This is a genomic window from Brevibacillus sp. BC25 (genome assembly GCF_000282075.1).
Taxonomy (GTDB): domain Bacteria; phylum Bacillota; class Bacilli; order Brevibacillales; family Brevibacillaceae; genus Brevibacillus.
Genome location: NZ_AKIX01000038.1, coordinates 1 through 23,943 on the forward strand (window position 1 = coordinate 1; position 23,943 = coordinate 23,943).

Sequence of the window (23,943 nt, forward strand, 5' to 3'; positions counted from 1 at the left end):
CTCCCCCGCCAGTCAGAGCAGCGATGTCTTGCAGCATAGCTTTGCGGCGGTCGCCGAAGCCAGGAGCTTTAACCGCTACAGCTGTGAAGGTACCACGCAGTTTGTTCACTACGAGAGTAGCGAGCGCTTCGCCTTCAACATCTTCAGCGATGATCAGGAGTGGTTTGCCGCTTTGTACGACTTGCTCGAGTACAGGCAGAACTTCCTGGATGTTGGAGATTTTTTTGTCAGTGATCAGGATGTAAGGGTTGTTCAGAACCGCTTCCATCTTGTCAGTGTCAGTGATCATATAAGGGGAAGCGTAGCCACGGTCAAATTGCATACCTTCTACTACTTCCAGCTCTGTTACGAATCCTTTGGATTCTTCAACAGTGATTACGCCATCTTTGCCCACTTTTTCCATTGCTTCAGCGATCAGGTTACCTACTTCTGGATCGTCAGCGGAAATAGCAGCTACTTGCGCGATAGAGGATTTGTTCTCAACCGGCTTCGCGATGGATTTGATTTCTTCTACAGCTGCACGAACTGCTTTTTCCATACCACGACGGATAACCATTGGGTTAGCGCCAGCAGTTACGTTTTTCAGACCTTCACGGATCATAGCTGCAGCAAGTACAGTTGCAGTTGTTGTACCGTCACCAGCGATGTCGTTGGTTTTGGTAGCAACTTCTTTAACCAGTTGCGCACCCATGTTTTCGTAAGCGTCTTCCAGCTCGATTTCTTTCGCGATAGTAACACCGTCGTTAGTGATCAACGGAGAACCGAATTTTTTCTCAAGAACCACGTTACGGCCTTTTGGACCGAGGGTTACTTTAACCGCATTTGCCAAAGTTTCAACACCGCGGAGCATGGAGCGGCGAGCGTCTTCAGAGAATTTGACTTGTTTAGCCATCTAAACTCAACCTCCTGTTATGTGTTTATTCGTTCGACTTCCTATGTTAAGAGCCTTAACCGATGATCGCGAGGATATCGGATTCGCGCAGCACGAGGTATTCTTTGTTGTCTACCTTTACTTCAGTACCAGCGTATTTGGAGAAGATTACTTTATCGCCTTCTTTTACTTCCAAAGCGATGCGCTCGCCGTTGTCAGCAACACGGCCAGAACCTACTGCGATTACGCGGCCTTCTTGCGGTTTTTCCTTTGCAGAATCAGGCAAAACGATACCGCTTGCAGTCGTTTCGTCTTTGGAGATAGCTTCGATTACCACACGGTCACCCAATGGCTTAAGCACTAAAAACACCCTCCTCAAAAAATGTAGGTAAACAATATTTCTGTTGTTAGCACTCGACTGTTATGAGTGCTAACACCCAATTCCTATAATAATGAATCACTATGTACTTTGCAAGTAGTTTCCCTCACTTTTTTCCATTTGCAACTGCTTGACTACTCTTCCCCCTATCAAATTGCATCCTCTAGCAAAAAGGTTCTAGTATTCGGACACGCTCATATAAATGAAACATAGAATCAGGCAAGCTCGCCAAGGAGGGAATAGTTCCATGCACAAATGGCTCTGGATTGGCTTAATAGCCCTGGGAGTCTTGGGAATCAGCCGTCTCTTCACTTCAGATACTACTTCCTTTATACGGGCCAATCTTAACCCAGCCTCCATCTATTGGGATGGCCGTGAAATCATCGCAAGCGAAAAGTCCGGGTACTACACGGAGGATGGCAAGGAAATACCAGCTTCCTTAGAATACAAAGGAACGCTATATGTACCTCTGTCCATGATCAGTCGCCACCTGAATAAACCTATCGGTTGGGATGAAACTTCCCAAACTGCCTGGGTCGGTCAACCTCCTGTATTCTCAATCGGACAGCCTGAAAAACAGACTACACCCGATGCAGTCCCTGCCTCCCTGCCGCTTCCCCAAAAGCCTTCAACAACCAATCCACCTGCAGCACCCATCCGAGAGGAGAAGCCTAACACGATTTTTGATATAGCTCTCGGCATTTCTTCTGAGGAAGTACACAAACTGTTAGGTGAGCCTGCCCGCAAAGAGCCAAGCAGTCTCGGCTATCAATGGTGGGTGTACAATCGTGAGCCTGCCCGATACATTCAAGTCGGCATCGCAAATGACAAAGTCGTCGATGTGTACTCTCTTGCTCCGACAGCAAAGCTCGGAAACATCGGAGTTGGCACCAGCCAGCAATCACTCGAGCGTCAGTTGAATGTACAAAACATTGTTTCTTTCTCTTTTCAGGGGGCACAGATCCAGATTACCAATCAAAAGCAGCAACGCCCTCTCGTCATGAAAGACGGCACCCCCTTCATTTATTACTTGGACAAGCAGAATGGCAACAAAGTCACCGCCGTACGTATGATGGATACGCAAATGCTTTTGCGTGGCAGTTTTTACGAAACGAAATGGACCTATCAAGGTCAGGCACCCAATTTTGATCCCCCGCCGCTTCGTGTCGGTGAACGAGAGCGGGTCAATGCTGCATCTGAGCGGCAAATCCTCGATCTGGTCAATGTCTCCCGCTACCGATACAAGCTTCCGCCTCTTCAATGGAACGAAAAAGCTGCCGATGTGGCTCGAAAACACAGCATAGACATGGAGGGCAACAATTTCTTTGATCACATCTCTGCGACTACCGGAAGTAATCCATTTGACCGCATGAAAAGCGCCTCTCTTGCTTACAACATGGCCGGAGAGAATATTGCAGCAGGCTACACAGATGCCATCGAAGCCCATGAAGGCTGGATGAACAGTCCAGGTCATCGCAAAAACGTACTCGAAAAAGGCTTCACCCAGTTAGGAGTGGGCGTATATACAGACTACTTCACCCAAACCTTCCTCACTCCCATGAAATAATCGAAAAGCCCGGTTTCGTCGCTTTTTATGGACGACCGGGCTTGTTTTTGCAAGAAGAAGCGCCACTTTACGGCAATTTCACCTGTTTCCTCAGGTGATCAACTTTTTCGGTAAACTCCACAACGACCGTCTCATATTCTTTCGTGTGCAGAATCAGCCACGGACGACGCTCCCCTTTTTTGGGCATGATGACAAACATCTCTGCAATCATCGCATCGAGATTAGCGGATTTTAGCTTTATCGGCTTTGGGGGGACAAGTGGAATTTTTACGATCATGGCCGAATCCAACGATGGATTAAACTCCAGGACCCGCCCACTCACACTCTGCAAAATCTGCTGGGCCTCCTCCTGAAAGCCAGATGTATTTTCAAAGCTAGCCACAACGCGCTGCTTGTCCGTATCAAACAGTTCGATAGGCTCCCCCAGCCCGGCGGCATTAGCAGTACTCCCAGAAAAGAGCAACGCCAAGCATACGATCAGCCACATATTCAGCACCTCCCGGATCATAACTTCCGTAGTATTTCCCAATTTCTGCTGAAATACAAAAAAAGTCCTCTGCCACTCGGGACAGAAGACTTTTTTCAACGCTCATTATTGAACGGGTTCGTTTGTTTCCAGACTGCCGTATTCTTGTTCCCACGCATCTTGTTCTTTCAACTGCTTGCGATATACAACACGGGATAGCCAAATGCTCAGCTCGTACAGCAGCAGCAAAGGTATGATCACGAGAATATCGCTGACAATCTCAGGAGGTGTTAAGGTAATCCCGACTACAGCTAGTGCAAAGTAAGCGTAGCGTCGTGCCTTTGCCAGCCTCATTGGATTGAGGATGCGCAGTCTCGTCAGGAACATGACGATAATCGGCAGCTGGAACAGTATCCCGAACGGAATGACCATATTAAACATGAAGCCAAAGTATTGCGCAATTCCGTAGTTCGGGTCTGCACCCATCGACGCTGTAATACTGGTCATAAACTGCATGACCATCGGGAAAACGACGTAGTAGCCAAACAGGATACCAACGATAAACAGAAAACAAGCCGCCGGGATGAAATAAAGCGTCCCGCGCTTTTCCTGTACTTCCATCCCTGGCGAAACAAAACGCCAAACGTGATAAAGTGCTACAGGCAGTGTGATGACAGCGCCCACTATGAAGGCAACCTGCATGTAAACACGAAGTGCGTCTGACGGATGCAACGAGACAATGGGCACGCCATCCGCAATCGGTTCTTGCTTTAAATAATCCACGAGTGGACCGGCGAGGAAAAAACCGACGACCAGTGCGACAATAAACACGGCCAGCACCCATATGATGCGCTTGCGCAGTTCCGTCAGGTGTTCTACCACTGTCATTTCCTGATCCTTCATGGTAACCACCAACCTTACCTGTTACGCGTTCTTCTGCTCTTTTTCCATTTGCAGACGCTCTATCTCCAGCTTTTCGCGGATTTCTTTTTCCAAGCGCTCGCGTTCCATTTTTTCACGAACTTCGCGTTCAATTCGCTCCCGCTCCGCTGCTTCCTTCTCAGTGACAACAGGCGTTGTTTTGGCAGACGCTTCTTTGGAGGCTAGCTCCTTGCGCTTTTTCTCCTCATCGTCGTCTTCATCGTCGCTTGTCAGACTACGCGTAGCATTTTTGAATTCTTTTAAAGTATGACCTACCGCACGCCCCAATTCTGGAAGCTTTTTCGGACCGAAAAGCACCAAGGCTAAAACTAAAATTAAGATTAATCCAGGAATCCCGATTGAGCTCATACTTGTTCACTCCTTTTTCTTGTGAAGTCGTTTACTTTTCGTTATTTGCCAGTCTAACCAGCTAGCACTTTCGTAAACCACCATATCCGAGTCTTGTCATATCGGAAGCGACTATTCGCTCCCCAACCAAAATGCGCGGCAAAAATACATCAAAGGAAGTAAACGTTTCATGCATGACCGCTCCCGGCAAACCGAGAATCGGCACATCGCCTTTGTAAGCAACCATTAGCATGGAGCCCGGCAGCATCGGCGTACCGTAGCGCACTACTTCCGCTCCTACTCCTGCAATCGCTCCCGGCGTGCGGTCATCTGGATCGACAGACATGCCACCCGTAACCAAGATCAGATCGACTCCTTCATCGAGGAACGAATGAATCTGTTGTTCGATCGCTTCCTTGTCATCTGGCGCAAAACGCTGGTCTACTAAAGTAGAGCCGAGAGCTTCTACCTTGTTTCGAATCACAGGACCGAACTTGTCTGCAATCCTGCCAGAGAAAACTTCTCCCCCCGTCGTAACAAGTCCCACTCTTTTATCCTGAAACGTTTTTACTTGTACAATGGGTTCGTCAAACTGTTGGGCCAGTTGCTCCAGCTCGATGATTCGAGACTCTTCCATAATTAACGGGATGATTCTCGTAGCAGCCAGTGTATGTCCCGGATGCACGACCTGATCGCCGTAAATCGTGGAGAACGCAATGCCTTCGAGTTTGTTCAACGCATGAACAGCTTCCTCGTTGATTTTGGCTAAACCTGTTCTCGCAGCCTTCATCGACACCTTGCCCTCATAAGGAGGCGTCAAGGTCAAGCCTGGTCCGGATACAGCCTTCGCGATACGAATGCCCGCTTCTTCCTCATGGATGTAGCCTTCTGGCATCTCCAGCACGTAAATATGCTCTTTGCCAATGGACAACAGCGGCTCAATATCCGCCTCGGTGACAACATGCCCTTTTTTGAACAAGCGTCCTTTGAATTCTCCGGGCAAAATTTGCGTCATATCGTGAGGAAGCATCATTCCGATCGCTTCACGCACTGGCACTTCCCGCATTTGAGGTTTTTCTACCAATGCAATCCTCCCCAATCTTCGTTTGCTTCTCCCGTTCCTTGCAAAATGTGCAAAGCGTCGGACAGCATATCGCCAATCGCATTGAAACAGATTTCTACGCCTTTCGGATTACCTGGGAGGTTGATAATCAACGAATTACCCCTCGTTCCCGCAACTGCTCGGGTCAACATCGCCCGTCGGGATTGCTTCAAACCAGCACGGCGCATTTCTTCGGCCAAGCCTGGGACTGGTCTGTCAATGACCCACGCTGTCACTTCTGGCGTAACGTCACGCGGGCTAAGCCCCGTGCCCCCCGTAACAATCAACAGATCGCATTTTTCGCGGTCTACGAGCTCAATCATATGTTCTTGCAAATCTTCCATATCATCACTAACGGCACGGTATACAGCGACATCTACGTGAAGCCATTCCCTTGTCAGATGACGAACGATTGGCATACGATCGTCCACACGATCTCCTCTGGCAATCGAATCACTTGCAGAAATAACGCCTACCTTCCATTTGCTCACGATACATTCCTCCGGTTTCTCATTCGATAGTATTGTACACTTTTCTGTCAAAAACGTCTCGTCGTTTTTCCTTGGCGGATAGTACCATTCGCGACAGTAGAAGGCATGAAAAAGCTACTGACACAAAACATTCAAAAATGCAGAAGACCTTTTTCGGTGACAACTGCATCTAGCAAAACATCATGAGGCTCTAGTGGCACATGCTCCACAACCTGAATAGAGAAGCCGACTCCAACCAAGAACGGGAGCTTTTTCAGCGTTGCCAGAAAGCGGTCATAATAACCACCGCCATACCCCATACGTCCGCCCTTGCTGTCAAAAGCAACGCCGGGAACAATGATCGCATCCAAGTGTGATACGTCCGCTTCCTCTGCCAGGGCAGGGTCCGGCTCCCAAATCCCGTAGACTCCTTGCTTTAGCATGTGCGGTCCTGTATACCGATAGGGAATGAGACGTCTCTCGGCAACGTTTGTGAGCGGCAGCCATATGTCTTGGCCTCGCTTTTTTGCCTCATGTAGAAAGGGCAGAATATCCAGTTCATCGCCAAAAGGATGGAAAGCCATGATTGCTTTGGCATCAGCCAGCCTTTCATGAGACAGCAAATAATCGCATACCTCTCTGGAAAGCTGCTCCCGTTCCTTTGCAGACATGGACTTGCGTCTCTCCAAAATATGGCTTCGCAGCTGTTTTTTATTCGTTTTTTGGTCCATGACAACCTCTTTCCTCTTTCGTAACGTGCCATGGGACATTCCCATGAGGCTTGTCCCATGCGCTCTCTCTAGGCTACACTGACATTAGTATATAAAGAGGTGAATCCGATGATTTTGCTACAAGCTGAACATATAGAAAAAACGTACGGTATCGAAACCATTCTACAAGACATCTCCCTGCAAATTCAAACTGGGGAACGGGTTGGTCTGGTTGGCGTAAACGGTGCAGGCAAATCGACTCTGATGAAGATCCTCGCCGGCGAACTAAGCTACGATAAAGGAATTATCCGCATTCCAAAGGATGTTACACTTGGGTATTTGGCACAAAACAGTGGCCTTGAATCGGAACGATCGATTTGGGATGAGTTGTTGAGCGTTTTTTCCCATCTGCAAAAAGAAGAGCTGGAGCTTCGTGAGCTCGAGGCCAAAATGGGTGATCCAGCTATTCTCGCTGATGAGAAGCGTTACCAGCAACTGTTGGAAAATTACTCTCATCGCTCGGAAGCCTTTAAAGAAAAGGGCGGCTACAGCTACGAGGGTGCGATTCGTGGGGTTCTGCACGGCCTGCGCTTTGCGGATTTCGATTACACGACTCCGATTCGCACATTGAGCGGCGGACAAAAGACTCGTCTGGCACTAGCCAAGCTGCTGCTCCAATCTCCCACCATTCTTCTGCTTGATGAGCCGACGAACTACCTGGACATCGAGACACTGACTTGGCTGGAGACGTATTTGCAAAACTACCAGGGTGCCATTCTCGTAGTTTCCCATGACCGTTACTTCCTGGACAAGCTCGTAACCGTTGTCTATGAAATCGAACGGACACGTGCTACCCGCTATGTCGGTAACTACAGCCGCTTCCTCGATGAAAAGGCGGCCCGGCTCGAACAGGATTTGAAGCGATTCGAAAAGCAGCAGGAAGAGATCGCCAAGCTGGAGGATTTCATCGCGCGAAACATCGCTAGGGCTACGACGACCAAACGAGCGCAGAGCCGACGCAAGACGTTGGAAAAGATCGACCGCTTGGACAAGCCAATCATGAACAACAAATCCGTCCACTTCTCCTTTGATGTGGCGAAAATGAGCGGCACCATTGTGATGAAAGCAAACAGCGTCGCGATTGGCTACCCGGATGCTGTCCTTTCTCAGGGACTTACGTTTGACATCGAGCGCGAGGAGCGTGTGGCCTTGGTCGGTCCCAATGGTATCGGGAAATCGACACTGTTAAAAACGATTGTGGAACAGTTGCCTAAGCTGCGCGGCGATATTCATTTCGGAAGCAATGTAACGATCGGGTACTACGACCAGGAGCATCGTAACCTGAACGAACGGAATACGGTGCTGGGCGAAATTTGGGATGAGTACCCGAACATGCTGGAAAAGGACGTCCGCACCTTGCTCGGCAACTTCTTGTTTAGCGGTGATGATGTACAAAAGAAGATCAGCGACCTTTCTGGAGGAGAGCGTGCACGCGTCTCTCTGGCAAAGCTCATGCTGAAGCAAGCAAACTTCCTGATCTTCGACGAGCCCACGAACCACTTGGATATTTTCAGTAAAGAAGTGCTCGAGAATGCCCTCTACGATTATCCGGGTACGATCCTGTTTGTCTCCCATGACCGTTACTTTTTAAACAAGATTGCCTCCCGTGTACTAGAGCTGACAGGTGATGGCGTGACCAGCTATTTGGGTAACTACGATTACTTTGTAGAGAAAAAGCAGGAACTGGAAGAGCTCGCAGCCGAACAAGCAGCGCAGCCCGCAAAAAAACAAGGCGGTACCGTAGCGGCACAGCCTGAGAAATCCTCTTATGAGCTAGATAAGGAAGCGAAACGTCGCGAACGTCAACGTCAGCGCCGTTTGGAAGAGATTGAGGTCACGATCCAAAAACGAGAGGCTGACATTGTCAAATGGGAAGAAGAGCTCTGTCTCCCGGAAATTTATAGCGATCATGTGCAGGCAAAAGAACGCAACGATCAAATCCATGCTGCCAAAGAAGAACTGGAGCAGTTGTATGACGAGTGGAGCGCGCTAACAGAAGAGTAATCCCGTCTTTACGTAGAACAGCGCTCCTGCGCAGGCTCCTCCAAGGCGGCATAGAGAGCAGGAACCACTAGAAAGGTAATGCAGGTGGCTGCTGTGACGATGCCTGAGTCATTGAGGATCAGCCCAGCCAGTGCACCGACAATGACACCAGCAAAGCCTTTGACCAAGTAAGGCGTGTCCTTCGCCAGATGGTGCAAAAAACGGTCGTTTTTCAAGGTGAGAACGCTTAGTGCAATTAGGGAGACGACAAATGCTTTGCTCCAAATGGAAACGCGAATCAAACGGAGATTCATCGCCAGCTTGCGTTCAATCATCTGCCCTACCTCGGACCATTCACCATGTACAATCTGCTGAGAAAGCCGTCCGACATGGGTCAAGGGCTGATCTGACATGAGACTGATCGCCATCAAACTGCATACACCCATTACTAGGCCGCCTGCCAACAGCAGGAGGCCTTTTTTGCCGATTCGCCAGCTCTCAAGCCGTGACAATGCCACGGAAAATCCGATCATCCCCGCAAGAAAACCGCCTGCGTCCGTTCCTAGGTTCGGTGCCACCATGTAAAAAAGCACGACACTGTATATGGTTGCGGAAACAGCAGGCAACCATTTATTTTCCCGACTTAGACCCTTTTTTCCCCCACGCATTCTCTCGTACAGCGAAGCCACAAGCATGATCGTGCTGCCGATCAGGACCCCTTCGTATTCATTTCCTAGCCCGTAAAACCTCGCTCCGATTACTGGATCATACCCGAGGTACGATTGCCTCATCAAATGAGCGCCCGTCCATCCGTCCACCAGCAAAATGGCTGTCGTCACTGTGCTAACCGTCATCACGATTCGCGGGAGAGCGTGGGCTTCCTGCCAAAAAGCCGCGAACAGGGCAGTCATGATGAGCCCTCCCAAGACTACCGTGCCAGAAACCTGCCAGTCGAGCAGGCTCTCTGCCAAAAGCAATGCGGGAAACCATAATAAAGCCAGCAGCGCGAGACGTATTCCTCTACGAAGCCGCAAAAGACCTGCCCCTTCTCGCTTCCGCCCAAACCACCAGAGGACGACCGCACACCCTACAATGACAATCTGCAGCATGACGTAGGTATAGAGTACTGCTGGACGTGTCGCATACGTATGATGTATCTCGCCTACCTGATTCTGAAGGGCAGTGAGACCATTCCCTTTTTCGATACGTATGACATGACCAGCCAACCCTTTTGGTACGGGTACGTCCAACCAAGACAGTATAGTTGGTACCATATCGAGTCCACTGACTAATCCCGACTGCCTCGTGGTAGCTGATGTCAAAACTCCACTCGCTTTCTCTCCCCAAATCAACACTGGAGTTAAGAGAGCCTTTTCTTTTGTCGCCACATGATTGACGGCTGGTGACGCCAATACAATGCGTTGGTGTGGTTTACGTTTCTCGAGAAGTTGGTCAAGGAAAAGGGAAAAGTCACGTAAAACGCGCTGATAATGCCGGATAAACTGACCTGGGTCCATATCCGCACTCAACTGGTATAACCGGGATAAATCTGAGAGTTGAGCAATGATCAAGCCCGCTTGACGCTCGCTGTGGATTTTCTCAAGCAGGTAGGTGTAGTTTGTCTTGATCCCGTACGGATAGCCACGAAAGAGCCCCATACTTTTTGTAGAAATGTCACCTGTCGGAACCCTTCCTTGCTGATCCATCGCAAACAGAACGGCATGTCTCTGTCGGATTTCCTCATAGTCACCGTTTCCGTATAAAGCGACCTGAATGTTGTTTGCAGCAAGCACGGTCCCAAGAAGCCCGATTTGCGCAGAATACGGTTTCTCCTGATTATCTGCCAAGAGCCGGAAAATACCCGGGAAAATGATCGAGGAGCGCGCCACCTCCTGCGCCTGATCACTGCCTAGCTCTTGTGCCCGTTCACCGGCTGTTTCCCTGGACGATAGCGTTTCATACGGATGATAGCCTGTCCCGCTCTTTTCAGAGTAAAGCGCTTGACCACCGCTCCCCATAAGCAGGTAGCCGTTTGCGGCTGTGCGCGATCCGGGTGTTCTTATGGACAGAGCCCCAGCTCCTGCAGCATCCAACCATTTATCCACAGTAGATAACTTTTTGAGCTGCTCCAGATCATGAAACGACATCCCCTCCACAAACAGCATGATGACCTGTTGTTTTTCCTTTGCTACCAATGGTTTTCCTATATTTGTAGCTAGAAACAATATCAGGAACAACAAGCAAATTAGCGCGAGTTTCTTTCTCACGAGTCTCCCTCCTGTTGATAACTCGACTTTTTTATCCACATTTTCCACAGAACAATCCACAGAGTACATGCGGTTTTCCCGGTCATTTTCTCGTGTTATCACCAGTATTCACAGGAGTATATGTGAACAATCCAGAAAGTTATCCTATGATGTGGATAAATCAAGGTACAAGGACGGAAACAACTGAACCTTTTTACCTCTATTAGCGAATATAGGGGTGTAATACGTTCTGGAGGGGCCCCCATGAATGATAAAGAGTTACTCCCTTGGCTGGAAAAAATGCTGACGGGAGACGACGCAGCTTTTCGCGTCGTTTATCAAGCCACGCACACCGATGTTCATCGTACGATCGCTTTTCTTGTCTACAACAAGCAAGACATCGAAGACATCACGAACGAGACCTACATTCGTATGTGGCGTTCTTTTCACACTTATGATCAGAGTCGGCCGTTTCGATTTTGGCTTCACGGGATCACCATTCGTCAGGTACAGGACTGGAAAAGGAAGGCTTGGCGAAGAATACGGCTCTTTGAACGAAACCGCCTCTTGCACGATGAGCAATTCGATTGGACAGATTCCGAAGTAATCAAATCAGAGACACAGCTCGAATTGCTCGGAGTGGTTCTTACACTTTCCTACAAGTTACGAGTAGTGGTCATTCTGCGCTATTTTCATGATTATGCTCTGGATGAAATCGCCGAGTTGCTGCAAATCCCGCTGGGTACCGTGAAATCTAGGCATCATCTGGCACTGAAGGCACTACGCAAGCATTGCGAATCAACAGGAGGAGACTCTTATGTCCATAGACAAACAACTACGCGATGAGCTTCTTCAACATGCCGAATCGTTGAAAACCCCACCTGAGATCGAGAGTCGTGTATACCTCTCCTACCAAAATGACTTCTTGCAAAAGAAAGGGAGATTATCGATGAGAAAACGTTTGGTAAGTGGAATCATAGCAGTGGCTATCCTGATCCCAACGGCAGCTCTGGCTACTCCTTATTTGGCTGATCAAATCTTCGGGTCATCGCAAACCATCATCGAACGTGGTGGCACACAGGAGGATTATCAGGAAATCGAGAAATTCTTCCAGGAAGCGAAAAGTAAGCTGACTGAAGAAGAGTACGCAGAGTTTTCGACGATCATGAAGCAACTCATGGATCTGAAAATAAAGATCACGGATGAAAACGGGGTCATGCACGAGGATCGGCTGACTGCTGAGGAACGGAAGCAGTTTCAAGAGGTACTCCCCCAAAAAGCCGCACCCTTTTTCGAAAAGGTGCGTGGCGACAAGTAAAAAAAGACAGGGACTATCCGGCTTGGATAGTCCCTTCTTGCATTTACATCTATTGCTCAGAAAGCGACAAGCTTGGGACTCCGTTCAAATCAAGCCCCTCAAACTGTCCTTTTTCATACTTGATAAAGCCTGCTGCCGCAATCATCGCAGCGTTGTCCGTACATAGTAAGAACGGTGGAATCACCAACGGAATTCCTTCTGCCTCGCACCTTGCTTGCAGTCGCTCACGCAATCCCCGATTCGCCGCGACGCCCCCGGCCAGCAGTACCTGCTTCGCTCCATGAGAACGAGCTGCCCGAATCGTCTTTTCTACGAGCACCTCTGTTACAGAGTCTTGGAAGCTCGCAGCCAGATTCGCCGGTTCGATCGTCTCTCCTCGCTGAGCTGCATTGTGCAAAGTATTGAGCACCGCTGACTTCAAGCCACTGAAGCTGAAATCGTAGGAGTCTGGCTCCAGCCATGAACGAGGGAGCGGTACATTTGCCTCCCCTTCATGTGCGAGGCGATCAATATGAGGTCCGCCTGGATACGGCATATTCAGTGCTCGTGCTACTTTGTCATATGCTTCCCCTGCAGCGTCATCTCGCGTTTCCCCTAAAATCTCGAACTGACCGTGCTCCTTCATCCAGACAAGCTCTGTATGCCCGCCCGATACGACGAGTGCGATCAGCGGAAACTCCATTTCTTGCACCAGTCGATTCGCGTAAATATGACCTGCGATATGATGCACTCCAATTAGCGGGATGCCTCTGGCCATGGAAATGGCTTTTGCTGCTGCCACGCCAACTAACAGGGCTCCGACAAGCCCAGGCCCGTACGTCACCGCAATTGCCTGGATGTCATCCAGCGTTTTCCCAGCCTCGGTCAGTGCCTCTTCGATGGTGAGCGTAATATTCTCTACATGTCTGCGAGAAGCCACCTCCGGCACGACTCCACCAAACCTTTTATGGATATCGGCTTGGGAAGCGATGACGTTCGACAGCACCTCTCGGCCATCACGAATGACAGCAGCCGATGTCTCGTCGCAGCTTGTTTCAATTCCTAAAATATAAGTAGAAGCACCTGATTCCCTATGTGCTTCGTATTTTTGCTGTATGCGCTTCTCGTAGCGCGACGTATACGTCTTGTTCATTACAATGTCACCCACATAATGATTGCGTCCTCATTATTATCCGAATAATATCTCTTGCGCCGCCCATGCTCTTTAAAGCCGAGTTTGATATACATGTTCCGCGCAACTGTGTTCGAAGGTCGAACTTCCAGCGTCATGCTATGGGCACCCTGCAGCTTGGCAACACCCATCATTTTGATCATCAGCGCCAATCCAACCTTTTTTCCTCGATATAGTGGATGGACGGCGATATTTGTAATATGTGCCTCATCGATCACGATCCACATGCCACAGTAAGCGATAACCCGATTTTGGTGAACGACGACTACATAGCGTGCATTTGGATTTCTCGTCAGCTCGTTGACAAATGCATCATGCGGCCATGGAGTTGTAAAAGCCAAGCGCTCCAGCTCTGCCACAGCCCCAACGTCCTGCATCGTCATATAACGATATTCCAAATCGATTGGTTGACTCATGCTTTTACTCCTTTACGGCCCCCGCCTGCTTTTGGGCAAGCCACTTCGCTTCTGCTTCTGCCAGTTGCAAATACTCCGGAACCAGTTCATGCGCATTTCCGCCGTCTTGAAGCTTGCGCAGTGCCACGTAGCCGATATGGGCAGCACGCGGGTGATTGAACGCTGGAGAAGCAAATTGCGCCTGATTCCCGAGCTCTTGCACAATCGTCTCCCGATGCAGCCTTACATCTTCACCCAAGAACAAGATCGGCTCTCCTTGCGCCAGGTCTCGTAACAGTGGCAGCCATTCTCGCAACAGGATGATTTGTTCTGTGGACTGCGCACGCACCGCCTCCATGCCATCGGAACGATAACAGCCAGAATACACTTGACCTCTGCGCGCATCGAACAGCGGTACAATCAATCCAGAGAAGCCTGTGGCATTCATTGCGATTACCTCCAGACTGGATACACCGATGACTGGCACATTCAGTGACCAAGCCATGCTTTTCGCAGAGGCAACGCCGATTCTCACGCCTGTATAGGAGCCCGGTCCGTTTGCCACCCCGAAACCGCTGAGTTCCTCTGGCGCTGTTCCTGTTGCATCGAGCAGTTCACTGACGCAGTCCATCAGGCGCACCGAATGGTTTTTTTGTTGGTTCGTCGTCATTTCGGCCAAGACCCGCTCTTCCTCTACCACAGCTACACTTAGCACCAGATTCGATGTATCAATCGCCAGTACGCGCATCAAAATCAAACTCCTCACACAATTTCACATAACGATTCCCTTGGGGAACCAGCTCGATCATCCGCTGTTCCTCCCCTTCTCTACGCAGGAAGACGGTCATCCTATCTGTCGGCAGGACATCCTCGATCAAAGAGGCCCACTCTACGACACAGACACCTTCGCCAAAAAAGTAATCGTCCAGTCCAAGAGAGTCTGGATCATCGCCTACCCGGTAGACATCCATATGATAAAGCGGCAAGCGCCCCTGATATTCTTTTATGATAGTAAAGGTCGGACTGTTCACTACTTGTCGGACTCCTAGTCCTTTGGCTAACCCCTGGGTAAAAGTCGTCTTGCCCGCTCCCAGATCTCCCTCCATCGCGAGGAAGTCACCTGGTTCAAGCAGACTTGCCAGTTGCTCGGCAAAGCGCTGCGTCTCCTGCGCTCCCGTGAGCCTCCATGTATAGCTCATCTCTTTCATCCACTCCTAAAATGGTTGAATCCCGCTTTGGGCAACGGGAGCTGTTGATCATCGCGCTGAAGCATCAATTCTGGTTCATGCCTTTTCCCTACCACCTCACCGATGACAGTAAACGGTACACCACTAGCGGCAAATTGCTTGCTTACGGCTTCGTAGTGACTTTTCGCAAGCGTTCCGACCAACTGATAATCTTCACCGCCATAAAAAGCCCATTCCAGCGGATCTTTCTCTACGTGCCGTGCATACTCCCGAACCTCGTCATGGATCGGTACCGTTGCAGCATCGACCAAAATCGATACGCCGCTGGCCTCGGCAATCTCCCACAGCTCTGACGCCAGCCCATCACTGACATCATTCAGCGCACTGCATGCCCCTGATTCTAGGAGCAGTCTGCCCGCTTTTATTTGGGCAACGGGACGCTGATGAGCATCCAACAATGTCTTCCAAGGTAAAGAGACGCTTCTTTCAGCAGTCTCGCCTTGCAGGAGTAAATGTAGTCCTGCTGCAGAAGTTCCGACATGCCCTGTAACAAAAACAAGCTGCCCAGGCTTTGCCTGTGAACGACGAATCGCACACCCTTTTTCTACCTCGCCCAATACGGTAACACTCAGGTGTAAGGCATCAGGCGCAGAAACGGTATCACCACCAATGACACGAACTCCATATACCTGACAAGCCTCGTAAATACCTTCATAGATTTGCTGGCATTCGTCAGGCGTCCATTGCGGACTTACCGCGATACTGACAAGCGCATACCGGGCAACCCCGCCCATCGCTGCAACATCGCTCACATTGCTGATAACAGCCTTATATCCGATATCACTAGGATTCATCGTTTTCTTCAAAAAATGAACCGTCTCCACCATCGCATCGCAACAAGCCACGACTTCCATTTCTGGCGCTGGGGAGAAGACAGCGGCATCATCCCCTATCCCGACGGTCAAACCGTTCCCTTCCTGCCCCGCAGAACGACTCGTCCATTGCCGGATCAGGGAAAATTCGTCGTGTGCCACTTCAAACGCTCCTTTTCCTTCGCGGAAAACATTTTTCGTCTGTTCATTATACCCCTGCTGTCAAAAGACGCGCAAGAAAGCCAGCCGCCTCTGACTCTTTACGTCGTTAGCTCGCGCAACAGCAGCTTTCCTTTGCAGCGTCCGCAACGATAGCGGCTCGGGTTCATCTTTCGTTTGCGTTTGTAGCTCATGCCACATGCCTTGCATACCAGCTCGTAGCGGTAAGGCAGGGTCGTCCGACCGTTCCCTACCTGTTGGCAGTATCGGCTTCCCCCCACCTGACGTAGAAGTAGTTGAAAATCCCGGTCAGCGTGGCGATACCCGCGCTTTTCTATGTGTAAATGATAATGGCAAAGCTCATGCTTAATGATCGCAATCAATTCCTCCACACCATGCTCCTGCAAATGCTTCGGATTCAATTCAATGTCATGCGAGCGCAGCAAGTACCTGCCGCCAGTCGTGCGCAATCTGCTGTTAAAGCGGGCCTGATGGCGAAAGGGCTTGGCAAAAAATTCGCTGGATATCTGCTCTACCAGCATTTGCAGTTCCGTATCGGTCATCTCATCTCCTCCGCTTCCTTCTTTTCACCATAGCAGTTCCAGTTGAAAAGTGCCAGATAGATAGGCTACACTGAGTGCAAATAAGCGGTTATTACCGTTTATTTGCCGACCGCATGCGGTCATATCTAAATGGTAGACAGAATGGTGGAGGAGCTCATGCGCTATTTGTTGTTGCAGTCCAGTGACGGACTACAGTTTGTCTCGTTGCCAGAAACGCATATGTACCAATTAATCGCTCTATTGAAACGACTTTACAAGGAAATTGACAAATTGACGATCACAGAGCGCCCAGAATTGCCTACGCTTCTGGCCGACTGTGCGGATGTGGATCGGTTAGAGAGCGGGCTTTCGATCGTGGATGGTTTGGAGTACGTCAGTGGTCTGGAGCGCCGCTTCGCTGCCCTACAAGAGACCGAGTATCCGCTCATCTCTTTATTGACAGAGATCCGTGCCCTACAAGCTCAATTGGAGTATTTGCACGAAGAAGAAGAGTAAATGAAAATTGTAGGCACCTCCTGCTCGTCTCTGCGCATACATTGCCTATAGACGAATCTCTCCAGGAGGTACTTTCATGCCACAATGGATGCGCAGGCAGTTGCAACGTGCCTTTAATGGGAAGGACGTTCGCCAAATTCGTGTGCTCAACAGTTGCTGGTTCTTATATTTAGAAAAAAATGGCGGCCGCCCTGACTGACAGGAGGCCGCCTTTTAGTTCATGTTCAAAAAGTCGTCTTTTCAGCACCGAGAAAGTGGCGAGAACCTGAAAAAGGAGGATCGGTTATCCTTCCATTGGCGCGATCATGGTCATCCCTACACGCTGACGTTTCTCGTCAATTTCTACTACCCATACATCTACGATATCGCCAACGGTCACCACTTCAAGTGGATGTTTCACAAAGCCCTTCTTCAAACGGGAAATGTGCACGAGTCCGTCGTTTTTCAGACCGATATCCACAAACGCTCCGAAGTCGACCACGTTGCGCACAGTACCTTGAAGCTTCATGCCCACACTCAGATCAGACAGCTGGAGGACATCACTTCGCAAGAGTGGTTTTGGTAACTCGTCACGCGGGTCGCGACCAGGACGCAAGAGGCTGTCCACAATGTCTTGCAGCGTAGGCTCGCCAATCCCGAGCTTCGCAGCGGTCTCTTTTACATCCAAAGACTGCACGCGTTCCTTGCAGTTCTCACTGCCGATCTCCTGAGCGCTAATGCCCAGCATCAACAATAGCTGGTGGGTCGCATCGTACGATTCCGGGTGAATCGGTGTTTTGTCCAGTGGATTCGCTCCATCCATCACGCGGAGAAACCCGATACACTGCTCGTACGTTTTGGCACCTAAGCGCGGAACCGCCTTCAGCTGGGAACGCTCCGTGAACTTCCCGACCTCGTCCCGTTTTTTCACGATATTCCCCGCCACTTGACGGCTGATTCCTGATACATACTGCAATAGAGAAGGAGAAGCGGTATTCACATCTACTCCGACATGGTTTACGGCAGACTCAACCACAAACTGCAGACTGTCTGCCAGCCTCGATTGGGAAACATCGTGCTGGTACTGACCAACCCCGACGGACTTCGGATCGATTTTGACCAACTCAGCGAGCGGGTCCTGCAAGCGACGCGCGATCGAAGCTGCACTTCGCTCTGCTACATCCAAGTCCGGGAATTCTTCCTTGGCTATGGTGGATGCGGAATACACGGATGCGCCTGCCTCGTTCACGATGATGTACATTACCTCTCGCTTCAGCTCTTTCAGTAGCGTGGCAATGAACTGTTCTGTCTCGCGCGACGCAGTACCGTTGCCAATCGCGACAACCGTAACCCCATAAGTTTCGATCATCTGCTTCACTTTCACTGTAGCTTCAGCCACTTTATTGGCCGGGGGGGTTGGATAAACGACAGCAACCTCCAGCAGTTTGCCGGTTTCGTCTACAACAGCGAGCTTACAGCCTGTCCGAAACGCCGGATCGACCCCAAGGACGACTTTTCCTTTTACAGGCGGTTGAAGCAGCAAATTGCGCAGGTTTTCTGCAAAGATGTGAATTGCACGTTCCTCGGCTGCCTCTGTCAGCTCGGCGCGCACCTCTCGTTCAATAGAAGGGGCAATCAGACGCTTATACGCGTCCTCGACTGTCAAAGTCAGCAGATCGCGGGCTACTGTATCACGAGGAATGGTGCGTTTTTGCACCCAAGCCAAAATCTCTGCGACAGGCGCTTCAATGGAAACCTTCAAAATGCCTTCGTTCTCTCCCCGATTGATGGCCAGTACCCGATGTGGAACGACCTTTTTCAGAGGCTCACTATATGCGTAATACATTTGATATACATTTTTCTCGTCTGCTTCTTCGGCTTTCTGCTCAGTGAGAAGCAATCCTTTTTGCACGGAGCGCTGGCGAACCCACTGGCGAATTTCTGGGTCATCAGACAGAAGTTCCGCCACGATGTCCATTGCTCCTTGCAGAGCTTGCTCAGTCGTCTCTACGCCTTTTTCCGGGTTGATGTATGGTTTTGCTTCTTCTTCCGGATTCCCGGTTTTCGGTAAGCTCATGAGGTAGTTGGCAAGTGGCTCTAGTCCCTTCTCCTTGGCCATGGTTGCACGCGTGCGGCGTTTTTGGCGGTAAGGGCGGTACAGGTCCTCTACCTCTTGCAGCTTTGTCGCACGCTCAATAGCTGCGCGCAGCTCGTCCGTCAGCTTGCCTTGCTCATCGATGAGCCGAACGACTTCTTCCTTCCGCACTGACAGGTTGCGTAAATAGCGAACGCGTTCCTCAATCGCTCGAATTTGTGTTTCATCTAGCTGCCCCGTCATTTCTTTGCGGTAGCGGGCAATAAAAGGAACCGTGTTTCCTTCATCCAGGAGGGCAACCGTGCGCTCCACCTGGTGAGGTTTGACACCCGTATCTTGGGCGATTGTCTGGATCATCAACGTAAGCTCCATACCTGTCCTCCTGCGCTCATTCTTCGTCGTTTATTGTACCACATTTGCTAACAAGGACTGGAAAAAGGAAAGAAAAAAGAGGAGCCACTTGGCCCCTCTACGTCGCGGTTTCCAGCTGTTCCACTTTCAATGCTTCTCTCAGCTTGCCCAACGCCCTGCGCTGAAGGCGGGATATATGCATCTGCGACATCCCCATGATGTCCCCAGCTTGCTTCTGACTCAAATTTTGATAAAAAGTTAATTGTATGATTTCTTTTTCACGGTGATCCAAAATTTGCAGGGCCCGCTCCAGCATCAGATTCTGCTCAACTGCTCCGTACCCTTCTTCCGTCGTCCCCACTAGGTCGAGTAAAGAAATCGTGTTGCCATCCAAATCCGCTTCCAGCTCGCTGTCCATAGAGAGAGAATGATAGCTACGCCCCATCTCCAAGGTTTCCAGAATCGCTTCTTCTGTAACGCCGAGGCTGTTGGCAATGTCCGCAATTTGGGGAGATCGCTGCAGCTTGATCGTGAGCTCGTCGACCACCCGTTTGATCTTCGGGCTCAGTTCCTTTACTCTTCGCGGAACATAGACACTCCATGTCTTGTCCCGAATATAGCGCTTAATCTCCCCAACAATGGTCGGGATCGCAAAGCTCTCAAATGTCCGCTCAAAGCTAGGGTCGAACCGACGAAAGGAAGCAAGCAGGCCGATTAATCCGACTTGCACGAGGTCTTCATACATGACTTGTCCGCGAACAAACTTCTTCGCTAACGATTCCACAAGAGGAGTATAGGCCCTCACCAATTGTTCCTGTATCGCAGGATCTTTTGTTTCACCATACAGGTGGATGAGCTCCTTCAACTCCTCTGGACTATATTTCTGCTTCCGAGATTGTCCAGTCATTGCCAGCCACCCCATCCTGCCGAACATACTTGGTCATGGAGACTACTACCCCTGATTCAGAGCGAGTCTCCACCTCATCCATAAGCGTGTGAATGAGATAGAGCCCGAGCCCGCCCTCATCCAAATCCTCTATGCTTTTCCCTGCATAAATCGGCGTCAGTTGCTCAGCAATGAGCTCATTTGAAAATCCAACGCCCTGATCGCTTACCTCGATCACCAATCGATCTTCATAAACGTGGCATTGGATATGAATGGAGCCAGGATTCTCTGTTTCCTTGTATGCGTGTCTTACTACATTCGTGCATGCTTCTCCGACGGCAAGCTTGATATCCTCAATATCTTCATAAGAAAAGCCCATACGGTTGGCTATACCGGATACAGTCAGACGCGCTACTCCCAAATACTCCGCCTTGCTTGGCAAAGTCAATTGAATCACGTCTGCCTGAGGTCGATTTGGACCCATTACTCGCTCTCTCCTTTGCGGATGGCAATATGATCGTATAAGCCAGTAATGCGAAATAGCCTTTCCACACGCGGAGACAATTTGTGCACCCCAAATGTACGATTTCGCTGGATGCACTCTTTCATAATCCCGATGAAAATTCCAATTCCGGTACTGTCCATGTATTCTACTGCTTCCAAATCAACCGTTATGTGATTGATATCAGGTTTGTTGACGAGTGACATGAGTGTTTCCTTAACTTTCGGTGCTGTAAAAGCATCAATATCTCCACCAAGAACCACTCGGTGCTCAGTTTCAAGGCTCGTTGTCTTAATTAGCAGGTCCATCTGCGTCTACCCCCCGTACGTTGCTTAGGTTCTTCGAAGTACAATCATGGTGTAATCATCCAGCAGGTTAAACTGGGAGAGCAGAAGCAGTCTATTGTACAGGCCGTTTGCCATCTTTTGGGCAGATTCGCCAACCTCTTTTTGCAAATGGTGTACAAGCTCTTCCCTTTGCAAATAATATCGGTTATTTTTGCATTCTGTTACACCATCCGTCAGAAGAATCAGAACATCATTTATTTCTAAACGAATCTCCTGAACCTCGTATTCACTGTTCGGACATAAACCGAGTGCATTCCCTCGCCCTTCGAGATCGTAAAACTTTCCTTCCGCCGACCTGTACAAAAATCCTGGCTCGTGTCCTGCCATGGCATAACGGAAACAGTGTTCCTTCAAGTCGTAACTGCCAAACATCATCGTCACAAACATGCTCGGATCAATATTTCTTCCCACGATCCGGTTTAAATGGTGCAGCATTTCATCGGGACCCAGCTCCATTTGTCCAAGGCTGTCTATCGCATATTTCACCATCGACATACACATCGCAGCAGGCATTCCTTTGCCGGTAATGTCTGCTATGGCGACGCCGAAACGACCTTCGGTTTGTTCAATGAAGTCATAATAGTCGCCTGAGATTTGTTTCGCGGCAATACTCACTACGCCAATCTCCAGTTCTGGATAGACTGGAACCTCACGTGGCAAAAGTGATTGCTGCATCGCTTTCGCCACGGCTATTTCCGATTCCATCTGCTGATGCCTATTGCGCCAGCTGTTTACGGATCGGTGCTCGTTCCCATATTCAATCATGACCTCTGTCAAAATGGAAAAGGAGGAGCGCACAAACTCTGGCACTTCCCCGAGCTGCTCAAGCGCTTGCGCATGCAAATCAGTTATTTCTTCTGGCGAAATATCTTGAGAAAGCATCCATTTGCCCAACTGCTGGGCTCCGTAAAGCTGGTCCTCCCCTTGAGCACTCAGGTAATCCCGAAGAATTTTTACATACTCTTCCTGGAAGCTCCGGGTTACCATTTATCTCATTCCTCCTTTGCTTGATCGCTCCACTTCACAACAACGACACGCGTCCCTTCTCCCAGGGTACTATGGATCTCAAATTCATCCATCATGCGCCTGACACCCGGCAATCCGGCCCCGAGGGCACCCGAAGTCGAATAGCCATCATCTAACGCCTGGCGAATATCAGGAATCCCTGGACCGCTGTCATTCGCTGTTATTTGCAAGCCGATCACTCCTTCGCGCTCAATCGGCGAAATGGTGATCGTCCCCGTACCCGCATACAAATAAATATTGCGAGCCAATTCAGAGATTGACGTGGCGATGCGGGACTGCGTGATCGTGCCAAAGCCAAATAACTTCGACATATTTCGCCCCACTTGCCGCGCCGTCACGATGTCTGATTCTTGTTCTATATTGATTGTCTCAGGAGAATAGTCTGCCACAACCAAAAAAACCCCTTCCGCCTCGCTTGGTAGGTAGAAATGAGTTTTTTCTCTACCTCGAAAAATAAATCATATTGTGTCACATTTTGTCTTATATTCTCTTTTCGAACAGTTCGCTGTGCACCTATAAAATCCCTGCAAATTTGACAGCAAAAAACCACTTGCTTCACTCAAGTGGCTTTTCCTATCAATTAGTCTGATCTTTTTTCACACGTTAAAAATCAATGAGTCCTAAACTGATTTGCAAGGATTCATTAACCCGATCCATCATCTCGTCATCGAGATGCGTAATTTTATCAGTTAGACGTTGTTTGTCAATGGTTCGTATTTGTTCCAATAGAATAACGGAGTCACGATCAAATCCATAAGTTTTTGCGTCAATTTCCACATGCGTAGGCAGCTTCGCCTTTTGAATCTGCGCCGTAATGGCTGCGACGATGACCGTCGGACTAAATCGATTTCCAATGTCGTTTTGAATGACTAAAACAGGCCGTACGCCTCCTTGCTCAGAGCCAACGACCGGGGACAGGTCCGCGAAAAACACATCGCCACGTTTGACAATCACCAGTCACACCCCGCTAACTAAGCGGACAAGAGTATGGTCAGCCTCTTCTTCAGCGCCAAAAGCCTCCGATGCCATATTCAGATTGATCTTCGCCATCTCCATGTACCCTTTTTGCATGGTCTCACGGATTGTGCGTTTTTTTCGCTCTTTCAAATACAAATGCATCGCTTGACGAATAAACTCGCTGCGATTGGATTTTTCCTTTTGAATAACGCCATCCACTTCCTGAAGCAAGTGTTGTGGCAAGCTGATCATGATGCGTTTCGTGTTTGACTTCGACAAGACAAATCCACCTCCAACCATGACCGTAACTTCCATCCGCTATGCTGGTTCTAGAAAGAACAGCCAGTATGAACAATACCATTATGTCGAATCCATTGCAAAAATATACCTACTGTCGCTTTTCCGGTGAGAAAACGTGAGTGTAAACAATCCAAAGGTGCAGGTGAAGACTTCGTTTACCCAAAAAAGCCAGCTTTTTCGCTTAACTAGTATTCGTGTTCCACGGGAAAATTCCTGC

29 protein-coding genes are annotated in these 23,943 nt (G+C 49.5%); 6 read left to right on the top strand and 23 right to left on the bottom strand.

Going from position 1 to position 23,943, the window contains the following annotated elements; translation table 11 throughout:
- Together groEL and groES are read right to left on the bottom strand one after the other, a co-directional pair.
- Positions 1–892: chaperonin GroEL (groEL, locus tag PMI05_RS10585; RefSeq protein ID WP_007721021.1), on the bottom strand; the 892-nt coding region annotated here is incomplete at its 3' end.
- A 55-nt stretch (positions 893–947) separates the two neighbouring features.
- Entirely contained in the window at positions 948–1,232 is a 285-nt protein-coding gene (groES, locus tag PMI05_RS10590) for a co-chaperone GroES (RefSeq protein ID WP_007721023.1), read from the bottom strand.
- Positions 1,233–1,497: 265 nt separating this feature from the next.
- On the opposite strand from groES, the gene PMI05_RS10595 reads away from it, so the two are divergent.
- Entirely contained in the window at positions 1,498–2,817 is a 1,320-nt protein-coding gene (locus PMI05_RS10595) for a CAP-associated domain-containing protein (protein ID WP_007721025.1), read from the top strand.
- A 67-nt stretch (positions 2,818–2,884) separates the two neighbouring features.
- Here PMI05_RS10595 and PMI05_RS10600 read toward each other — a convergent pair whose 3' ends face one another.
- The 6 genes from PMI05_RS10600 to PMI05_RS10625 form a co-directional block, all read right to left on the bottom strand.
- Positions 2,885–3,304 (bottom strand): hypothetical protein, encoded by a 420-nt coding sequence (locus PMI05_RS10600; protein ID WP_007721027.1) that lies wholly within the window; start codon positions 3,302–3,304, stop codon positions 2,885–2,887.
- A gap of 105 nt (positions 3,305–3,409) precedes the next feature.
- Positions 3,410–4,186: a twin-arginine translocase subunit TatC gene (tatC, locus tag PMI05_RS10605; RefSeq protein WP_007721030.1), complete on the bottom strand. Its 777-nt coding sequence runs from the start codon at positions 4,184–4,186 to the stop codon at positions 3,410–3,412.
- Positions 4,187–4,207: 21 nt separating this feature from the next.
- Entirely contained in the window at positions 4,208–4,573 is a 366-nt protein-coding gene (gene tatA, locus PMI05_RS10610; RefSeq protein WP_007721032.1) for a twin-arginine translocase TatA/TatE family subunit, read from the bottom strand.
- A gap of 61 nt (positions 4,574–4,634) precedes the next feature.
- Positions 4,635–5,636 carry a molybdopterin-binding protein gene (locus PMI05_RS10615; RefSeq protein ID WP_007721033.1) on the bottom strand — a complete coding sequence of 334 codons (1,002 nt, stop codon included), beginning with the start codon at positions 5,634–5,636 and terminating at the stop codon, positions 4,635–4,637.
- On the bottom strand, positions 5,630–6,145 hold the full coding sequence (locus PMI05_RS10620) for a molybdenum cofactor biosynthesis protein B (RefSeq protein ID WP_007721035.1): 516 nt from the start codon (positions 6,143–6,145) through the stop codon (positions 5,630–5,632). The genes PMI05_RS10615 and PMI05_RS10620 overlap by 7 nt, the downstream gene beginning before the upstream one ends.
- 131 nt (positions 6,146–6,276) lie before the next feature.
- Positions 6,277–6,855 (bottom strand): 5-formyltetrahydrofolate cyclo-ligase, encoded by a 579-nt coding sequence (locus PMI05_RS10625; RefSeq protein WP_007721036.1) that lies wholly within the window; start codon positions 6,853–6,855, stop codon positions 6,277–6,279.
- Between the two features lie 108 nt (positions 6,856–6,963).
- Here PMI05_RS10625 and PMI05_RS10630 point away from each other — a divergent pair, with 108 nt between their 5' ends.
- Complete coding sequence (locus tag PMI05_RS10630; RefSeq protein WP_007721038.1) at positions 6,964–8,898, top strand: ABC-F family ATP-binding cassette domain-containing protein; 1,935 nt, start codon at positions 6,964–6,966, stop codon at positions 8,896–8,898.
- Positions 8,899–8,906: 8 nt separating this feature from the next.
- Here PMI05_RS10630 and PMI05_RS10635 read toward each other — a convergent pair whose 3' ends face one another.
- Positions 8,907–11,144 carry a hypothetical protein gene (locus PMI05_RS10635; protein WP_007721040.1) on the bottom strand — a complete coding sequence of 746 codons (2,238 nt, stop codon included), beginning with the start codon at positions 11,142–11,144 and terminating at the stop codon, positions 8,907–8,909.
- A 243-nt stretch (positions 11,145–11,387) separates the two neighbouring features.
- Here PMI05_RS10635 and PMI05_RS10640 point away from each other — a divergent pair, with 243 nt between their 5' ends.
- Together PMI05_RS10640 and PMI05_RS10645 are read left to right on the top strand one after the other, a co-directional pair.
- On the top strand, positions 11,388–11,969 hold the full coding sequence (locus tag PMI05_RS10640) for a sigma-70 family RNA polymerase sigma factor (RefSeq protein WP_007721042.1): 582 nt from the start codon (positions 11,388–11,390) through the stop codon (positions 11,967–11,969).
- Complete coding sequence (locus PMI05_RS10645; protein ID WP_007721044.1) at positions 11,941–12,441, top strand: DUF3600 domain-containing protein; 501 nt, start codon at positions 11,941–11,943, stop codon at positions 12,439–12,441. The genes PMI05_RS10640 and PMI05_RS10645 overlap by 29 nt, the downstream gene beginning before the upstream one ends.
- A gap of 49 nt (positions 12,442–12,490) precedes the next feature.
- On the opposite strand, the gene tsaD is transcribed toward PMI05_RS10645, so the two are convergent.
- From tsaD to PMI05_RS10675, 6 genes are all read right to left on the bottom strand, one after another.
- Complete coding sequence (gene tsaD, locus PMI05_RS10650; RefSeq protein WP_039960588.1) at positions 12,491–13,573, bottom strand: tRNA (adenosine(37)-N6)-threonylcarbamoyltransferase complex transferase subunit TsaD; 1,083 nt, start codon at positions 13,571–13,573, stop codon at positions 12,491–12,493.
- The gene (rimI, locus tag PMI05_RS10655; RefSeq protein WP_007721048.1) at positions 13,573–14,028 is read right to left on the bottom strand and encodes a ribosomal protein S18-alanine N-acetyltransferase; all 456 of its coding nucleotides are present in this window, start codon (positions 14,026–14,028) and stop codon (positions 13,573–13,575) included. The genes tsaD and rimI overlap by 1 nt, the downstream gene beginning before the upstream one ends.
- 4 nt (positions 14,029–14,032) lie before the next feature.
- Positions 14,033–14,755: a tRNA (adenosine(37)-N6)-threonylcarbamoyltransferase complex dimerization subunit type 1 TsaB gene (gene tsaB, locus PMI05_RS10660; RefSeq protein WP_007721050.1), complete on the bottom strand. Its 723-nt coding sequence runs from the start codon at positions 14,753–14,755 to the stop codon at positions 14,033–14,035.
- The gene (tsaE, locus tag PMI05_RS10665; RefSeq protein WP_007721055.1) at positions 14,736–15,206 is read right to left on the bottom strand and encodes a tRNA (adenosine(37)-N6)-threonylcarbamoyltransferase complex ATPase subunit type 1 TsaE; all 471 of its coding nucleotides are present in this window, start codon (positions 15,204–15,206) and stop codon (positions 14,736–14,738) included. The genes tsaB and tsaE overlap by 20 nt, the downstream gene beginning before the upstream one ends.
- 5 nt (positions 15,207–15,211) lie before the next feature.
- Positions 15,212–16,228 (bottom strand): thiamine-phosphate kinase, encoded by a 1,017-nt coding sequence (gene thiL / locus PMI05_RS10670; protein ID WP_007721057.1) that lies wholly within the window; start codon positions 16,226–16,228, stop codon positions 15,212–15,214.
- A gap of 98 nt (positions 16,229–16,326) precedes the next feature.
- Positions 16,327–16,788 carry a SprT family protein gene (locus PMI05_RS10675; RefSeq protein ID WP_007721059.1) on the bottom strand — a complete coding sequence of 154 codons (462 nt, stop codon included), beginning with the start codon at positions 16,786–16,788 and terminating at the stop codon, positions 16,327–16,329.
- 156 nt (positions 16,789–16,944) lie between these two features.
- On the opposite strand from PMI05_RS10675, the gene PMI05_RS10680 reads away from it, so the two are divergent.
- Together PMI05_RS10680 and cmpA are read left to right on the top strand one after the other, a co-directional pair.
- Positions 16,945–17,283 (top strand): hypothetical protein, encoded by a 339-nt coding sequence (locus PMI05_RS10680; RefSeq protein WP_007721062.1) that lies wholly within the window; start codon positions 16,945–16,947, stop codon positions 17,281–17,283.
- A 76-nt stretch (positions 17,284–17,359) separates the two neighbouring features.
- Complete coding sequence (cmpA, locus tag PMI05_RS30540) at positions 17,360–17,482, top strand: cortex morphogenetic protein CmpA (protein ID WP_012684250.1); 123 nt, start codon at positions 17,360–17,362, stop codon at positions 17,480–17,482.
- A gap of 84 nt (positions 17,483–17,566) precedes the next feature.
- Here the strand turns inward: cmpA and PMI05_RS10685 are convergent, their stop codons facing one another.
- From PMI05_RS10685 to PMI05_RS10720, 8 genes are all read right to left on the bottom strand, one after another.
- Positions 17,567–19,729 (bottom strand): Tex family protein, encoded by a 2,163-nt coding sequence (locus tag PMI05_RS10685; RefSeq protein WP_007721064.1) that lies wholly within the window; start codon positions 19,727–19,729, stop codon positions 17,567–17,569.
- Positions 19,730–19,826: 97 nt separating this feature from the next.
- Positions 19,827–20,615 carry an RNA polymerase sigma factor SigB gene (gene sigB, locus PMI05_RS10690; protein WP_007721066.1) on the bottom strand — a complete coding sequence of 263 codons (789 nt, stop codon included), beginning with the start codon at positions 20,613–20,615 and terminating at the stop codon, positions 19,827–19,829.
- The gene (gene rsbW / locus PMI05_RS10695) at positions 20,584–21,078 is read right to left on the bottom strand and encodes an anti-sigma B factor RsbW (RefSeq protein ID WP_007721067.1); all 495 of its coding nucleotides are present in this window, start codon (positions 21,076–21,078) and stop codon (positions 20,584–20,586) included. The genes sigB and rsbW overlap by 32 nt, the downstream gene beginning before the upstream one ends.
- Positions 21,078–21,404: an anti-sigma factor antagonist gene (locus tag PMI05_RS10700; RefSeq protein ID WP_007721068.1), complete on the bottom strand. Its 327-nt coding sequence runs from the start codon at positions 21,402–21,404 to the stop codon at positions 21,078–21,080. Before PMI05_RS10700 ends, rsbW begins: the two co-directional genes overlap by 1 nt.
- A 24-nt stretch (positions 21,405–21,428) precedes the next feature.
- Positions 21,429–22,430, bottom strand: coding sequence for a PP2C family protein-serine/threonine phosphatase (locus tag PMI05_RS10705; RefSeq protein ID WP_007721069.1), 1,002 nt, complete (start codon positions 22,428–22,430; stop codon positions 21,429–21,431).
- A 5-nt stretch (positions 22,431–22,435) separates the two neighbouring features.
- Positions 22,436–22,780 carry an anti-sigma regulatory factor gene (locus tag PMI05_RS10710; RefSeq protein ID WP_228088576.1) on the bottom strand — a complete coding sequence of 115 codons (345 nt, stop codon included), beginning with the start codon at positions 22,778–22,780 and terminating at the stop codon, positions 22,436–22,438.
- A 292-nt stretch (positions 22,781–23,072) separates the two neighbouring features.
- Positions 23,073–23,423: a type II toxin-antitoxin system PemK/MazF family toxin gene (locus PMI05_RS10715; RefSeq protein ID WP_005830205.1), complete on the bottom strand. Its 351-nt coding sequence runs from the start codon at positions 23,421–23,423 to the stop codon at positions 23,073–23,075.
- Positions 23,424–23,426: 3 nt separating this feature from the next.
- Positions 23,427–23,726, bottom strand: a complete 300-nt coding sequence (locus tag PMI05_RS10720) for a CopG family ribbon-helix-helix protein (RefSeq protein ID WP_007721089.1) — start codon at positions 23,724–23,726, stop codon at positions 23,427–23,429.
- Between the last annotated feature and the right edge of the window lie 217 nt (positions 23,727–23,943).

What these genes read in the sequence shown, in the direction of transcription:
- PMI05_RS10595 (WP_007721025.1), top strand. Translation starts at nt 1,498, where the DNA reads ATGCACAAATGGCTCTGGATTGGCTTAATAGCCCTGGGAGTCTTGGGA.
- PMI05_RS10600 (WP_007721027.1), bottom strand. Translation starts at nt 3,304, where the DNA reads ATGTGGCTGATCGTATGCTTGGCGTTGCTCTTTTCTGGGAGTACTGCT.
- tatC (WP_007721030.1), bottom strand. Translation starts at nt 4,186, where the DNA reads ATGAAGGATCAGGAAATGACAGTGGTAGAACACCTGACGGAACTGCGC.
- tatA (WP_007721032.1), bottom strand. Translation starts at nt 4,573, where the DNA reads ATGAGCTCAATCGGGATTCCTGGATTAATCTTAATTTTAGTTTTAGCC.
- PMI05_RS10625 (WP_007721036.1), bottom strand. Translation starts at nt 6,855, where the DNA reads ATGGACCAAAAAACGAATAAAAAACAGCTGCGAAGCCATATTTTGGAG.
- PMI05_RS10630 (WP_007721038.1), top strand. Translation starts at nt 6,964, where the DNA reads ATGATTTTGCTACAAGCTGAACATATAGAAAAAACGTACGGTATCGAA.
- PMI05_RS10640 (WP_007721042.1), top strand. Translation starts at nt 11,388, where the DNA reads ATGAATGATAAAGAGTTACTCCCTTGGCTGGAAAAAATGCTGACGGGA.
- PMI05_RS10645 (WP_007721044.1), top strand. Translation starts at nt 11,941, where the DNA reads ATGTCCATAGACAAACAACTACGCGATGAGCTTCTTCAACATGCCGAA.
- tsaD (WP_039960588.1), bottom strand. Translation starts at nt 13,573, where the DNA reads ATGAACAAGACGTATACGTCGCGCTACGAGAAGCGCATACAGCAAAAA.
- rimI (WP_007721048.1), bottom strand. Translation starts at nt 14,028, where the DNA reads ATGAGTCAACCAATCGATTTGGAATATCGTTATATGACGATGCAGGAC.
- tsaB (WP_007721050.1), bottom strand. Translation starts at nt 14,755, where the DNA reads ATGCGCGTACTGGCGATTGATACATCGAATCTGGTGCTAAGTGTAGCT.
- tsaE (WP_007721055.1), bottom strand. Translation starts at nt 15,206, where the DNA reads ATGAGCTATACATGGAGGCTCACGGGAGCGCAGGAGACGCAGCGCTTT.
- PMI05_RS10675 (WP_007721059.1), bottom strand. Translation starts at nt 16,788, where the DNA reads ATGACCGATACGGAACTGCAAATGCTGGTAGAGCAGATATCCAGCGAA.
- PMI05_RS10680 (WP_007721062.1), top strand. Translation starts at nt 16,945, where the DNA reads ATGCGCTATTTGTTGTTGCAGTCCAGTGACGGACTACAGTTTGTCTCG.
- cmpA (WP_012684250.1), top strand. Translation starts at nt 17,360, where the DNA reads ATGCCACAATGGATGCGCAGGCAGTTGCAACGTGCCTTTAATGGGAAG.
- PMI05_RS10685 (WP_007721064.1), bottom strand. Translation starts at nt 19,729, where the DNA reads ATGGAGCTTACGTTGATGATCCAGACAATCGCCCAAGATACGGGTGTC.
- sigB (WP_007721066.1), bottom strand. Translation starts at nt 20,615, where the DNA reads ATGACTGGACAATCTCGGAAGCAGAAATATAGTCCAGAGGAGTTGAAG.
- rsbW (WP_007721067.1), bottom strand. Translation starts at nt 21,078, where the DNA reads ATGGGTCCAAATCGACCTCAGGCAGACGTGATTCAATTGACTTTGCCA.
- PMI05_RS10700 (WP_007721068.1), bottom strand. Translation starts at nt 21,404, where the DNA reads ATGGACCTGCTAATTAAGACAACGAGCCTTGAAACTGAGCACCGAGTG.
- PMI05_RS10705 (WP_007721069.1), bottom strand. Translation starts at nt 22,430, where the DNA reads ATGGTAACCCGGAGCTTCCAGGAAGAGTATGTAAAAATTCTTCGGGAT.
- PMI05_RS10710 (WP_228088576.1), bottom strand. Translation starts at nt 22,780, where the DNA reads ATGTCGAAGTTATTTGGCTTTGGCACGATCACGCAGTCCCGCATCGCC.
- PMI05_RS10720 (WP_007721089.1), bottom strand. Translation starts at nt 23,726, where the DNA reads ATGGTTGGAGGTGGATTTGTCTTGTCGAAGTCAAACACGAAACGCATC.